Source organism: Arenibacter echinorum (assembly GCF_003259375.1).
Lineage (GTDB): Bacteria > Bacteroidota > Bacteroidia > Flavobacteriales > Flavobacteriaceae > Arenibacter > Arenibacter echinorum.
The window spans coordinates 1-13,730 of sequence record NZ_QLLN01000003.1 but is presented as its reverse complement, the minus strand read 5'-3'; the positions used below and the strand labels follow the sequence as shown (position 1 = coordinate 13,730).

Genomic DNA, 13,730 nt, shown 5'->3' with positions numbered 1-13,730 from the left:
AGAACAAAATTCCATACTTTTAACAAAACCAATATTCTTGGGCTTATATGATCAACAAAAAAAATCTCTTCCCAATAATTTCAATATTTCTATTTTTTTCCAATCAATTAATATGTCAGGCTGTTTTGGACTTAGGGAATAAAAGGGAATTGTTTTTGGATCATTATTTATTGGATACCATAGCAGATTTAGAGTTACAATTAAATACACCCCAAGAGGTAGAAAGCACTAATATCCCCAGGGGTTATTATCAAACCATTATTAAAACGGACAGTCTATACCGAATTTATTACAGGGATAAACTGGATTTTTGGCAAGGTGAATTGTATGACGGCAATCCCGGGGAAATTACAAAGAGTGCTATTAGTTGGGATGGCTATCATTGGCAGGAAGAAGCCACACAGATAAACGACAGTATAAAAAATTACATATTTTACGAGCCACCCTTCAGTCACAATTTCACTCCCTTCAAAGATGTAAACCCCAATTCCAAATATGAATATAGGGCACTGTCTGGAACCAATGATACCGGTGGACTTTTCTATTTTTATTCTATTGATGGAATAACATTTAAAAAGTTTAAAAATAAACCTGTCATTAAACATGACCCCAACTATTATGAATTTGATTCCCAGAATATTGCCTTTTGGTCAGAAACTGAAAATCAATATGTTTGTTACTATAGAAGACTCATCAATGGTTTAAGATCTTTCTCTAGAACTACTTCAAAAGATTTTGAGAATTGGAGCAAACCCATCAACATATTTCCGAATTTTGAGGGAGAACATTTATATACGTCAGGCATTCAACCCTATTTTAGGGCTCCCCATATTTATATAGGATTGCCCACACGGTTTTTCCCTGAAAACGGAAATTCTACAGATATAGTTTTTATAAGCTCAAGAGATGGGGTTATATTCAATAGGACCTTTAAAGAAGCCTTTATAAGACCAGGACTCAAAACGGAAAGGTGGGGAAACAGATCCAATTATATTACTTTAAACCTTGTTCCCTTGGATGAAACCCATATGGGCATCTATGCACGAAATACCTTGTTTAAAATTAGAATGGACGGATTTTCTTCCGTAAATTCTAAATCCAAAGAAGGTTTTTTTATTACCAAGCCTTTTAGGTTTAACGGGGATAAATTGGAGGTAAACTATTCCACCAGTGCCGGAGGTTTTATCAAAATCGAAATACTGGATGAAAATAGTGAGCCTTCCATAAATGGTGTAAGTTATACCACGGGAAAAATAATAGGCGATGAAATTGCCGGCAAAGTGATCTGGCAGAATTCATTGGACCTTGACGCTATTAGGAATAAAGTCATAAAACTGCGAGTAAGCATGAAGGAAGCAGATCTATATTCTTTTCAATTCAATAATTGAGCTTGAATCCTATTGTGATCAAATGACCTTAATTCAATCGATCATTATTGTTTCACCCATTGCAGCTAAAACAAGAACCGGATACATTGAGCAAATCTTTAACATCATGAGACTACTCTTCATTTTTATAGCAATCTTAATCATAAGCAATGTGAACGCACAGGATCTAAAAAAGCACCAATGGGAAAACAGGGTCGTTCTAATCATGGCCCAGGACGAGAATTCCAAGGAATATAACAATCAATTAGCCGAATTCAATAAATTTCCAAAAGAACTTAAGGAAAGAAAAATGCTGATCTATCATGTTTTGCCACAGCGTTATGCCCTAGTCAATGATCCCGTTGATCCCGAACAGAATGAATGGATTTCTTCTTCTGTCCTATTCGATAAATTTGCTGGAAAAAATATGGATTTCAAAGTAGTATTGATCGGACTGGATGGCGGTATAAAACTTCAAAAAAACGTACTGCTTACCACCGAAGAACTTTTTGGAACCATAGACTCCATGCCCATGAGGCGGGCAGAATTGAACAAAAATCAGAATAGATAAGCTTAAAAATTGATTTGGACAATCTCCGAACCAAACACTAGACCAGATATTAAACCTAAAAAATGCAAACAAGTACCTCCACTACAATAAAATACTATCCAATACTATTATTATGGGCAATATTGGGCAGTTGCAATGATGAACCTAAGAAATCGCCCGAAACTCCTACCAGGGAGCTAATATTCGTTTCTTCCGATAAAGAATTGAACAAGGCTTTCCACTGGGCCAAAAGCAAGGCACTGTCCTACGCCCATGACGATACTGACCCGGTAGGCTATTGGTATGAGGCTGCCCTACCAGACCGGGAAGCGTTTTGCATGCGGGATGTTTCCCACCAGGCAATTGGTGCGGAAATTCTAGGATTGGGCAAACATAATTTTAATATGTTTCTAAAGTTCGCCCAAAACATCAGTAAGGAAAAGGATTACTGTACCTATTGGGAAATTAACAGGTATAACAAACCAGCCCCGGTAGATTACGAAAATGATCAAGATTTTTGGTATAACCTGCCTGCGAACTTTGATCTTACCTATACTGCCAATCGACTTTATAAATGGACCGCAAACAAAGAATACTTGGAGAACCCGGATCTGATAAATTTTTATGAATTAAGTCTCAACGAATATTTGGATCACTGGGATTTAGGTTCTGATGAAACCCTGGAAAGAAACCGATCCATGTATGCACCCGACAATTCGGAGAGCAGCAGATTTGGTAATAAAAGGGGAATCCCTTCCTATAATGAAGGTGGAAGAGGGGAAACAATGCTGGGAATAGATATGACCGCTTCCATAGTAGCCGCTTATAGGGCCTACGCGGAAATGCTACAACTTAGGGGCGATCTGCCCCAATCTTCGGAATACCTGGAGAAAGCCCAACAGGAACAGAAATTCCTAGATCAATTTTGGTATGATAACGAAAAGCAGGAATATCGTTCTATTCTTTATGACGATGGGAGCTTCGATTATTTTATGGTAGGGAAAGATCAGGCTTTTCTGCATTACTTATTCTATTTTGATGCTATTAAGGACGATTCCAAAATTTTGAATTTGGTAGGGAAATACGAAGCCAACTTCAACAAATTAATTGTGGAACTAAAATCTTATTTGCCTATCATGTTTTATGAAAATGGCAAATCGGAACTGGCCAACAAGATGATTATAAATTTGTGCAGCGTTCAAAATCCCCGAAGGGCCTATCCTGAGAATTCCTATACCGTAATAGAGCATTTAACCCGAGGGTTGATGGGTATAGAGGCAGATGCCGCCACTAATGGGTTTGTGAGCTATTCTAGGTTAGAAAAAGATTTGGAATGGGCCGAAATGTCCAACGTTCCCTTACTATCCAATAAAATTGGTGTAGAACATTTTGGAAGGACTAAAACCATAGCCCATAATATAAATGGGGAAACAATAAAATGGACCGCCAAAATACCTGGCACCCATGAGTTTCTATTTGTAAATGGAGAAAAAACAAGCAGTACAAAGGTGTCCAATGGTATGCTACCCTATTCATACATTACCATAGACCTTAAAAAAAATGCCACCGCCACCGTATCAACAACTCCATAATCCATTAGCATTTATTCATGGATCCAAATAAATGTTTATAGATAAATTATACAAAAACTGCGTTAGGATTTCTTGGAATAAAAAATCATCCTATCTTTAACATGGTTTAATACTAATTTTTACGGTCAACAGATATTTCTTCTTTCAAATTGCCCGTTCTAAACCATAATACGGTAACATGAATAAAGAGTTTATTCCTAAGTTATTTTCTCTTTTAAAAGAGGGAATTTCCAAGGAAACCATTACAAAAGACGTACTTTCTGGATTAATCGTGGGCATAGTTGCCCTTCCTTTGGCAATCGCCTTTGCCATTGCCTCCGGAGTATCGCCGGAAAAAGGAATAATTACGGCCATAATTGCCGGGATAATAATTTCGGTCCTTGGTGGCAGTCGAGTCCAAATTGGAGGCCCAACCGGAGCTTTTATCGTAATTGTCTACGGTATTGTCCAGGAATTTGGTATCAATGGTCTTACCATAGCCACTTTTATGGCCGGATTTATCATCATCGGCCTGGGACTTGCACGCCTGGGAAACTTATTAAAATTTATTCCTTATTCCCTGATCGTAGGGTTTACCAGTGGTATAGCCCTGATTATTTTTTCTTCCCAGATCAATGATTTTTTTGGACTTCACATAGCTAAGGTACCGGCCGACTTTTTAGATAAATGGGTGGTCTATTTTGAAAATATGGACAAGATCAATGGGTATGCCATTGCAATCGCTGCTGGGACGGTCATCATTACCCTTTATTTTCAGAAGTTGATAAAGAAAATACCGGGTTCCATAGTTGCCATCCTTCTCTCGACTATTGTGGTACAGGTTTTTGGAATTCCAGTGGATACCATTGAAAGCAATTTTGGGGAAATCCCAAATCATTTGAGCATGCCAAGCCTTCCCCATGTGGATTATGCCACAGTAAAGTCCCTTATACAACCCGCTTTTGCCATTGCCCTATTGGGCAGTATAGAATCCCTACTGTCCGCCGTAGTTTCAGACTCTATGATTGGCGGTAAGCATCGTTCCAATATGGAATTGATTGCCCAAGGCGGGGCCAATATATTCTCGGCCATCTTTGGGGGAATCCCCGCCACAGGGGCCATAGCAAGAACGGCCACCAATGTGAAAAACGGGGGTAGAACCCCAATTGCGGGCATAGTACACGCAGTGGTTCTGTTATCTATAATGCTTTTGTTTGCTCCCTATGCCAAGTTGATACCCCTTTCCTGTCTTGCAGGAATTTTAATGGTCGTGGCCTATCATATGAGCGAATGGCGACAATTTAGATCTATTTTAAAGGGAAATAGAATGGATATCATCATCCTTTTGAGCACCTTCTTCCTTACTGTCATTTTTGATCTTGTGATAGCCATTGAAATTGGAATTGTACTCTCCAGTTTTATGTTTATGAAAAGAATGAGCGAAGCAGTACTGGTTGAAAAAATCACTTCAGATAATATTAACGACGAACATTTGTTTGACGATGAACTACTGGAGCTCCCTAAAAATGTGCTGCTATATGAAATTAATGGACCCTTATTTTTTGGTGCGGCCAGACAATTTCAGGAAACCATATCCAATACCCATTTACAACCCAAGGTCATTATTATTAGAATGCGTTATGTTCCCATAATCGATGCCACAGGGTATCAGAGCTTAAAGGAAATCATAAAATCGTATAGGGCCAAAGGAATAAAAGTAATCCTATCCGGAATTAACGAAGAGACCAAAAAGGATTTTGAGAAGAATGAAATGTTCTCGGTATTGGACGAAGAATATATCGTAAAGCATATCACTGAGGCTTTGGAAAAGGCCAAATCCTTCAATTAATTATAGTCAACCTTCCTGTTCCCTTATAATAATAAGACTATATCTATGAATCCAAGATTATAATCCAAAATGGCTTTTCTTCCACAGAACCCTTTGGGCACTAGTTTATTACAAAAGAAAATTTAAATAGATATTAAAAAAAATACTACTTTTAGTAGTAATGGTGAAAAGTCGCATTACTTAAACTAGCGCTAGGCCAATGCAATAACCAAAAACCAACCCATGACTAAATTCTTTCACTTGATTAGACTTCGGAAACATTAGGCAACTTGTTACCTGAGTAGCTAATTCTATATTTTTATTATAGAATATAGCGACTGTTTTTGGTGTGCTTATAATTCTGAAAATAACTGATTGAAACCGTAAAAATTCCCCCTCTTATTTTAAATACCCTTTTGTTTAATTAAAAATTATTTAGATGAAAAAAGGTTTAAAAATTTTAGGAGTGAGCATAGGATTGATTGTTCTCTTGATAGGAATTGCCGTAATCTTTATTAGTGCCAACGATATTCCTTCCTATAAAGTGGAAAAAATTGATTTCAAGGTAAATAGTAGTCCCGAAGCTATAGCCAGGGGCGAAAAATTGGCCGTTATGTTATGTGCCAGCTGCCATTTGAACCATCGAACCAACAAACTTACCGGGCAAAAAATGATGGATGCCCCACCGGAATTTGGAGAAATTTATTCCCAGAACATTACCCAGGACAAGACCTATGGCATTGGGGAGTGGACGGATGGCGAACTGGTATATCTCCTTAGAACAGGAATAAAAAGAGACGGAAAATACAGTCCTCCCTATATGGCGAAATTGCCAGGTATGGCGGATGAAGATATTAATGCCGTCATTTCGTTTTTGAGATCGGACCACCCAATGGTCAAAGCAGATCCCACTCCGGATGTTCCACCAAAACCCTCTTTATTGACCAAAATACTTTGTAGGGTTGCCTTTAAACCCTTGCCAATGCCCACTGAGGCAATTCCCTTACCCAATGCGGACGATTCTGTAGAATTGGGCAAATATCTGGCGCATAACCTTGATTGTTTCTCCTGTCACTCGGCCGACTTTAAAACCAACGATTTTTTAAATCCGGAATTAAGTGATGGGTATTTTGGAGGGGGCAATAAACCTTTGGATTTGCAGGGCCGGGTAATGCTGACATCCAATCTTACGCCGGACAAGGAAACCGGAATTGGGAATTGGACCAGGGAAGACTTTATCAAAGCACTTAAATATGGGCAGATAAAAGGCGGGAAGGCCTTGACCTACCCGATGCTGCCCTATTCCCAACTTACCGATGATGAAGCTGGGGCCATTTTTGAATACTTGCAGTCCATACCCCCTATAAAAAACAAGGTAGAGCGGTCCATTTACTAAAAAATGTAAAGGCTAATTTTTGACTTGTGCAAACTATGTCCCCTAACTAAATATGGTCTTTAGCATAAGTTGTCGTAAATTACCTTAAAGGTGAATTATGAAGTATCTTTTGGCCACTTTAGTTTTTATGACACTTATGACCTCAAAAATAATTTTCGATTTCAATAAAGATTCCAATATCAAGGAATGGAGAATTGTGAATGATGGGGTCATGGGTGGCCTGTCGGTCGGCAACTTTAGCTTGAGCGCTGATGGACACGGATTATTTAAAGGCGAAATATCTTTGGAAAACAATGGTGGCTTCTCTTCCGTGCGTTACCGCTTCAATAAAACAAAGGTAACCAAAGACAGTTACATTAGCATTAAACTTAAGGGCGACGGCAAGAAATATCAGTTTAGGGTAAAGGACGATTCCAGCAATTATTATTCCTATATCGTTACCTTCCCGACTTCAGGGGAATGGGAAGAAGTCAAAATTTCTCTCAAGGATATGTATCCTTCCTTTCGGGGCAGGAAATTGGACATGCCCAATTTTTCAAAAGATGAGATTGAGGAAATCGTTTTCCTGATCGGGAACAAAAGAACCGAAAACTTTACATTGTTGCTCGATAAAATAGCATTGGATCAACTATAGTCCTGAGCCTAGGAAATAAAAAAATCAATTTAATTATAATTGGACTTCAACTCGCAACACTGCGCAGCGTTGATAAAATTTCGACCTTAGTTTAAACCATAAAAATTTTGTTACATTTATCGGAGTGCTATCGCCTAAAGGAAAATCCCAGCCAAACCTTTTGAGGAACATTTTAATAACAACCTAATACATTATTTTAAATCACTATGAAAATATTGAAAACCTTATTATTGGCATTGCTGTTGAGCACTGCCACAGTCTCCTTCGCTCAAATTAAATTGCCTGCCTTTTTTGGGGACCATATGGTCTTACAACAAAATAGCAATGTCTCCATTTGGGGAACCGATAAACCCAATGCTAAAATTAAGGTAATAGGAAGTTGGGGAAAAGAATCTACCGCAACTGCCAATGCCAACGGACGATGGAAACTGAAGATCCAAACACCATCCTATGGTGGTCCCTACAAACTTGCCATAAAGGGCAGCAATGAAGTGACGCTCAACAATGTAATGATCGGGGAAGTTTGGCTTTGTTCCGGTCAGTCCAACATGGAAATGCCTGTAAAAGGGTTTAACAATCAACCCATAGATGGCAGTGCTGAAGCCATTTTAAACTCCAAGAACAATCAGATACGCCTGTTTACTGTAAAAAGGGCCACCAGCCTGGAGCCATTGGAAAATGTGGAAGGACAATGGGCCGAAGCCAACCCTGCCACCGTAAGGGACTTTAGTGCCACCGCTTACTTTTTTGGGAAAAAGTTGAATACCCTTTTAAATGTTCCTATCGGCATGATTCATACCTCCTGGGGCGGATCCAATGTGGAAACCTGGATGGACAAGGAGACGCTTTCCGAATTCAATACCATAGAATTGCCGAAAAAACTTCCAGAAGAAAGACTAAACCAAACCCCTACCCTACTGTACAATGCCATGATCAACCCTTTGATAGGCTACAACATTAAGGGAGCTATTTGGTACCAAGGGGAATCCAACAGGAACCAGGCCAAGGAATACGCCCAACTGTTCCCCACCATGATCAACACCTGGAGGGAAAAGTGGCAACAGGGCAAGTTTCCCTTTTACTTTGTACAAATTGCACCTTATGGCTATGACGGTGGTAATGCCGGCTATGTTAGGGAAGCGCAATTGTACACCATGAAAACGGTTGAAAATACGGGAATGGCAGTAACTATGGACATTGGGGACTGCGATTTTATACACCCTAGGGAGAAGAAATTGGTGGGTGATAGATTGGCCCTTTGGGCACTTGCCAAAGATTACGGTATGGAGGGTATTGCCTATAGTGGTCCAGTATACAAAGAAATAGACGAAATTAAAGAGGGCAAGGTAAAGTTGTCCTTTGATTATGTTGAGAACGGTCTCTCCAGTTATGGTCGGCCATTGACAGGACTTGAAATTGCGGGAGCGGACAAAGTTTTTCATCCTGCCGAGGCCAAAATTAACGGGGACAAGAGCCTTAGTGTTTGGGCAGAAGGGGTTACAAATCCCGTCGCCGTTAGGTATGCCTTTAAGAATTGTGAGGCTGGCAGCCTGTTCAATACGGAGGGCTTACCTGCCTCCTCGTTTAGGACAGATACTTGGGAGGAGTAATTGATTAAAATATATTTTGAATTTATACTTTCATTTTACTCAAGCGATTGTTTTGTATCAGTTTTCGCGAATCATCGATATAGTTCATTGATTTCTGCTTGTTATTTGAAGCTATTTATGAACCTTCGGTTTGTTTGCTTGTCCAACCCTTCGAATCCGCTCAGGGTACGGCCATGACATCTAAGACTATTGGGCGCAAGAAAATTCTATGTTTTCCTGCGCCCAATTTTCTTTTGGAATACTATGAAATATATCCGGTGCTTTTCAATACTCCTTAAAATTCAAAATACGCTTTCATAGGTTCAAAATAATGCTCTTGCCACCCCTGAATATAGTGTTCGCCATCTTCCGGAACATTGCTATGTTTCAAGGTCAATTCGGTAACACCATCTGTTTCTAACAGGCTCACCTCAATTTGCGAATCATCCTCATTTTCTTTAAAATTATCACTTCTCCAGGATTGCACAATTTTATGGTAGGGTTCCAAAATTAGATTCTCTCCCTTAATATACCCGTCCCATGCGGTAAACGGATCACCAACCTTATCGGAAACGAAGGCCTCCCCTCCGGTCATTTTGGTGTGTCCCTGGGTACTAAGCCATGCCTTATAAATTTGTTTTGCCGTGGTATTAAATGTTGTTTTTAAGGTAAATTCCATAGGTGAGGTTTTTTGGTGTGATTAAATAGCTAACCCGATTCTTAAATTTACTAAATAATTTTTGGCGAGTTTAATTCTTTATGGCAATAATGAACCACAGCCATTTATTGTTGCCCAATACCCATGCCCACAGAATATATAATGACTCTTGTGACATTGAACTTTTTAGAATAAGTGGTACCCCAGGAAAGAAATGTCGATTTAGATAAGCTTTTGCTAACTTTGCCCTCTTAATAACCATACCCGTGCATCCAAAAAATCCGTTTTCCGAAGCCTACGATTTTGATTTGCTTATTCGGCATTCCCCAGAACTAAGGAAATTTGTTTTTGTAAATGAGTATGGCAACCAAACCATAAAATTTGGAGACCCTCTGGCAGTAAGGGCATTGAACACAGCCCTGTTAAAAGCACACTATGGACTTGACTATTGGGATATTCCGGAGCAGAATCTCTGTCCCCCCATTCCTGGACGCTTGGATTACCTTTTGCATATAGCTGACCTGATTCCGAAGCCCACACTCCGTTTGTTGGACATTGGCACCGGAGCCAACCTTATCTATCCCATTTTGGCTACCTGCCACTTCCATTGGCAGTGCGCGGCCAGTGAGGTAGATCTGGATGCTTTAAAAAATGCCCAGGAAATTATTGACAGAAACAGCGTATTGGCCAACATAGCCCTTAGGAAGCAAGGTTTTAAAAACAGCATTTTGGAACATATAATTCAACCCGGAGATGAGTTCGACGTGGTGGTATGCAATCCCCCATTTTTTAAGAACCGCACAGATGCCGAAAAACAAAACCTGCGAAAGGTGCGGAACCTGCAATTGGAGGACCGGGAACGCCTAAATTTTGGGGGCTTGGCCAACGAGTTGTGGTACAAGGGCGGTGAGGAAACATTTGTAAAGAAGATGGCAGAGGAAAGCATGCAATTCCAAGACCAGGTACATTGGTTCACCTCCATTGTATCCCAAAAAGAAAACCTGAAAAATATAAAAAGGGCCATTAACAAGACCCAGCCTACAGCAGTCAAGGTGATAGCTATGGAACAGGGCAATAAAAAGAGCAGGTTTGTGGCCTGGACTTTTCGATAGCTAAACTATCGCGTTTTAAAATAATCTGGATTTGTTATTAGGGATATACAGTCTAGCGCCAAAACAACTGTTATTCGTTATAAGTTAAACCCTGTCTTGTTTAAGTAAGCGGCCCACAAGTCAAAATCCTATAGTTCTTCACTAACCTTTAACCTTCGTTTAATGTAGCATTATAGTGAATCTAACGGACTCTCTATATTGGCAAGACTACGTGGTGTTACTTTAGTATACACTTGCGTGGTCTTTATGGAACTATGTCCTAAAAGTTCTTGGATAAAGCGCATATCGGTACCGGATTCCAAAAGGTGGGTTGCGTAGCTGTGCCTAAGGCCGTGAACCCCAATATTTTTTTTGATACCTGCCCTTTTCATGGCCTCTTTAAATACCTTCTGTATGCTACCCCTGGAATATTGTCCCCCGTACCTGCCTTCAAGCAAATACTCCTTGGGATTATATTCCCTATAATACTTTCTGAGTTTTGGCAATAGCGTTACGGGTAGCGGTACCATCCTATCTTTCTTTCCTTTTGCACTACGAATATGCACAACCATTCTAGAGCTATCAATGTCATTTAATTTAATAGCAACGACTTCTGAAACCCTAAGTCCCAAACCATAGCAAAGTTCCAGAGCAATGCGATGTTTTAAATTTTCTACCTGTTTAAACAACTTCGCCACTTCACTCTTAGCCAACATTTTAGGTAAGGTCACCGGTTTTTTAGGCCTCGGAATATCAAAAAAGAGTTGTGGCCTATATAATACTTTTTCAAAATAAAATTTAATGGCATTTATTTTACCGTTCATTTTGCGTTCCCCCATTTTTTCCTGGTAAACACAATAGAGAAAATAATCCTTTAATTTTTTGGGTGTAAGCTCATCCACAGGATAATTTTTGATCAACTGAAGTAAATGAACAAATTCGGCAATATAGATCCGAATGGTGTTTGGACTAAGCGCTTTTAACCTAAGCTGATCATAATACCGTATTAGGGCAGTTTGGTTAACAGGAGCTATTTTGGGAAGTTGTTTTGTAATAAATGGTCGCTGCTCTATATTCAAGGCTTTTCTAACAGCGGGTATATCTGGTAGATACCAAGCTTTATTGGTTTTGCTCCATTTTGCAGAGGTAAAGCGTTCTCTAAATTGTTGTACCAAATGCTGTTTAAATGGAAAAATAACCAATATTACATCTTTGTTTCGATGCACAGCAGGTTTAAAAGTATATTGGGAAAAATCCATTCGTCATTAGGTATATCAATATACTGTAAGATACAAAATGATATATAAAATGACAACTTTTAAAAACCATCCTATCTATTTATGCATAGGAGTTAAGGAGGTATACCATTATTTTTATATCTTAACCTTTAATTACACATATATATGTGTTATGTGTAAGCTGAAAAAACCAAAATTGTGAAAACTGAAATTAATACTATTTGGATTGACCTAAATGAAGAACTTTATAAGTTTATTTTGGAGAAAATAAAAGATGAACAAACGTCAAAAGATATTCATCAAGAGGTTTTTTTGAAAATTCAAACTAAAATTCATCAATTAAAACATACTTCTAAACTTACATCTTGGGTTTATCAAATTACAAGAAATAGTATTGTTGATTATTTTAAAAAAGTAAAAAATAGTAATATATCAATAAATGACTTAGATATTCCAGAAATAGACACTAATAATTTTGATTATTCAAATTTAACAAACTGTATCAATCAAAAAATAGAAAACCTTTCTTCCCAACATAAAGAAGCAATTATTTTAACTTCATTTAAAAACTATTCACAAAAAGAGTTAGCAGAACATTTAAAAATCTCTTATTCGGGGACGAAATCAAGAGTTCAAAAAGCTAAAGAAATTTTAAAAGAAAACATTTTAGATTGCCCAAATGTAGAATCGGATAGTACAGGTAAATTAATAGATTTTGAAAATAATTAAAATTTACTACGTCTTTTTCTAACTAATAGCGTCCATCTTATATAACATATAAAAAAATAAAAATGGACAGTTCAAAAAAAGTTATTAACGTACAAATTCTTAACGCTTTTGCAGAAAACGGTAAAGGTGGTAATCCAGCAGGTGTCGTTTTAAATGCAGATGAATTATCTGATAAAAATAAACTTGAGATTTCTAAAAAAGTAGGTTTATCAGAAACTGCTTTTGTTTCAAAATCTAAAACGGAAGATTTTAAATTAGATTTCTTCACTCCAAATAAACAAATAGCACATTGTGGACACGCTACTGTGGCTACATTTTCTTATTTAAAACAAATAGGAGCTCTAAAAAATGATAGTTCTTCAAAAGAAACCATAGATGGGAAACGAAAAATAGAAATAATTGGTGATTTAGCATTTATGGAACAATTGGCTCCAAAATATACTGATGTAAGTCACAAAGAAACTGTGATTCTAAAATCATTAGGATTAAAGAAAACGGACTTGATTCCAAATGCACCAATCCAATTAGTAAACACAGGAAATTCATTTATACTCGTTCCTGTTAAAAGCAATGAGATTTTAAAGAATATAATTCCAGATTTTGACTTGATAAGCAAGGTTAGTGATGAATTTGATTTAATTGGCTACTATTTATTTTCTACAGATACAGAATATGACGCTACTTCAAGAATGTTTGGTCCTCGTTATGGAATATTAGAAGAATCAGGAACAGGAATGGCGGCTGGACCACTTGGATGTTATTTATTTGACATTTTAAAAATCAAGAAAAAAAGTTTTAACATTCAACAAGGAAAATATATGAAAGAGCCTTCACCAAGTCTAATTATTGTTAAATTACGAATCGATGACGAAAAAATAAAGGATTTAATGGCTGGTGGAAAAGGAATACTAAATAGACAATTAGAGGTTGAAATAAACATCTAAAAGCCTGCACATAACAATGTATATAAAAAGTAGGCGAAATATCAGTAAAATCAAGAGTTTTGGCTCGTGTCAAACTTTGTGCTTAACCGAAAGTTTAGAGCTTCGAAATCGCCTACTTTTCATATACTAACCGTT

General features: G+C 37.9%; 12 protein-coding genes. 10 read left to right on the top strand and 2 right to left on the bottom strand.

The annotated features are described in order from the left end of the window. Positions 1 to 47: 47 nt before the first annotated feature. The 7 genes from LV92_RS07275 (at position 48) to LV92_RS07245 (ending at position 8,956) form a co-directional block, all read left to right on the top strand. Positions 48 to 1,388, top strand: coding sequence for a hypothetical protein (locus tag LV92_RS07275; protein WP_111623005.1), 1,341 nt, complete (start codon positions 48 to 50; stop codon positions 1,386 to 1,388). Between the two features lie 106 nt (positions 1,389 to 1,494). Continuing rightward, positions 1,495 to 1,938, top strand: a complete 444-nt coding sequence (locus LV92_RS07270; RefSeq protein ID WP_170126298.1) for a DUF4174 domain-containing protein — start codon at positions 1,495 to 1,497, stop codon at positions 1,936 to 1,938. A 62-nt stretch (positions 1,939 to 2,000) separates the two neighbouring features. Next, entirely contained in the window at positions 2,001 to 3,509 is a 1,509-nt protein-coding gene (locus LV92_RS07265; protein WP_111623003.1) for a hypothetical protein, read from the top strand. Positions 3,510 to 3,687: 178 nt separating this feature from the next. Next, entirely contained in the window at positions 3,688 to 5,337 is a 1,650-nt protein-coding gene (locus tag LV92_RS07260) for a SulP family inorganic anion transporter (protein ID WP_111623002.1), read from the top strand. Positions 5,338 to 5,755: 418 nt separating this feature from the next. Then, positions 5,756 to 6,712 carry a c-type cytochrome gene (locus tag LV92_RS07255; RefSeq protein WP_111623001.1) on the top strand — a complete coding sequence of 319 codons (957 nt, stop codon included), beginning with the start codon at positions 5,756 to 5,758 and terminating at the stop codon, positions 6,710 to 6,712. 97 nt (positions 6,713 to 6,809) lie between these two features. Then, the gene (locus LV92_RS07250; protein ID WP_245946292.1) at positions 6,810 to 7,346 is read left to right on the top strand and encodes a CIA30 family protein; all 537 of its coding nucleotides are present in this window, start codon (positions 6,810 to 6,812) and stop codon (positions 7,344 to 7,346) included. A gap of 206 nt (positions 7,347 to 7,552) precedes the next feature. Beyond that, positions 7,553 to 8,956, top strand: a complete 1,404-nt coding sequence (locus LV92_RS07245; protein ID WP_211322940.1) for a sialate O-acetylesterase — start codon at positions 7,553 to 7,555, stop codon at positions 8,954 to 8,956. 274 nt (positions 8,957 to 9,230) lie between these two features. Here the strand turns inward: LV92_RS07245 and LV92_RS07240 are convergent, their stop codons facing one another. Next, entirely contained in the window at positions 9,231 to 9,614 is a 384-nt protein-coding gene (locus tag LV92_RS07240) for an SRPBCC domain-containing protein (protein ID WP_111623000.1), read from the bottom strand. Between the two features lie 245 nt (positions 9,615 to 9,859). Here LV92_RS07240 and rlmF point away from each other — a divergent pair, with 245 nt between their 5' ends. After that, on the top strand, positions 9,860 to 10,705 hold the full coding sequence (gene rlmF / locus LV92_RS07235) for a 23S rRNA (adenine(1618)-N(6))-methyltransferase RlmF (protein WP_111622999.1): 846 nt from the start codon (positions 9,860 to 9,862) through the stop codon (positions 10,703 to 10,705). Between the two features lie 170 nt (positions 10,706 to 10,875). Here rlmF and LV92_RS07230 read toward each other — a convergent pair whose 3' ends face one another. Continuing rightward, positions 10,876 to 11,943: a tyrosine-type recombinase/integrase gene (locus LV92_RS07230; RefSeq protein WP_111622998.1), complete on the bottom strand. Its 1,068-nt coding sequence runs from the start codon at positions 11,941 to 11,943 to the stop codon at positions 10,876 to 10,878. Between the two features lie 177 nt (positions 11,944 to 12,120). Here LV92_RS07230 and LV92_RS07225 point away from each other — a divergent pair, with 177 nt between their 5' ends. Next, positions 12,121 to 12,651: a sigma-70 family RNA polymerase sigma factor gene (locus LV92_RS07225; protein ID WP_111622997.1), complete on the top strand. Its 531-nt coding sequence runs from the start codon at positions 12,121 to 12,123 to the stop codon at positions 12,649 to 12,651. Positions 12,652 to 12,713: 62 nt separating this feature from the next. Further along, positions 12,714 to 13,595: a PhzF family phenazine biosynthesis protein gene (locus LV92_RS07220; protein WP_111622996.1), complete on the top strand. Its 882-nt coding sequence runs from the start codon at positions 12,714 to 12,716 to the stop codon at positions 13,593 to 13,595. Positions 13,596 to 13,730: the final 135 nt, after the last annotated feature.

What these genes read in the sequence shown, in the direction of transcription:
- LV92_RS07275 (WP_111623005.1), top strand. Translation starts at nt 48, where the DNA reads ATGATCAACAAAAAAAATCTCTTCCCAATAATTTCAATATTTCTATTT.
- LV92_RS07270 (WP_170126298.1), top strand. Translation starts at nt 1,495, where the DNA reads ATGAGACTACTCTTCATTTTTATAGCAATCTTAATCATAAGCAATGTG.
- LV92_RS07265 (WP_111623003.1), top strand. Translation starts at nt 2,001, where the DNA reads ATGCAAACAAGTACCTCCACTACAATAAAATACTATCCAATACTATTA.
- LV92_RS07260 (WP_111623002.1), top strand. Translation starts at nt 3,688, where the DNA reads ATGAATAAAGAGTTTATTCCTAAGTTATTTTCTCTTTTAAAAGAGGGA.
- LV92_RS07255 (WP_111623001.1), top strand. Translation starts at nt 5,756, where the DNA reads ATGAAAAAAGGTTTAAAAATTTTAGGAGTGAGCATAGGATTGATTGTT.
- LV92_RS07250 (WP_245946292.1), top strand. Translation starts at nt 6,810, where the DNA reads ATGAAGTATCTTTTGGCCACTTTAGTTTTTATGACACTTATGACCTCA.
- LV92_RS07245 (WP_211322940.1), top strand. Translation starts at nt 7,553, where the DNA reads ATGAAAATATTGAAAACCTTATTATTGGCATTGCTGTTGAGCACTGCC.
- LV92_RS07240 (WP_111623000.1), bottom strand. Translation starts at nt 9,614, where the DNA reads ATGGAATTTACCTTAAAAACAACATTTAATACCACGGCAAAACAAATT.
- LV92_RS07230 (WP_111622998.1), bottom strand. Translation starts at nt 11,943, where the DNA reads ATGGATTTTTCCCAATATACTTTTAAACCTGCTGTGCATCGAAACAAA.
- LV92_RS07220 (WP_111622996.1), top strand. Translation starts at nt 12,714, where the DNA reads ATGGACAGTTCAAAAAAAGTTATTAACGTACAAATTCTTAACGCTTTT.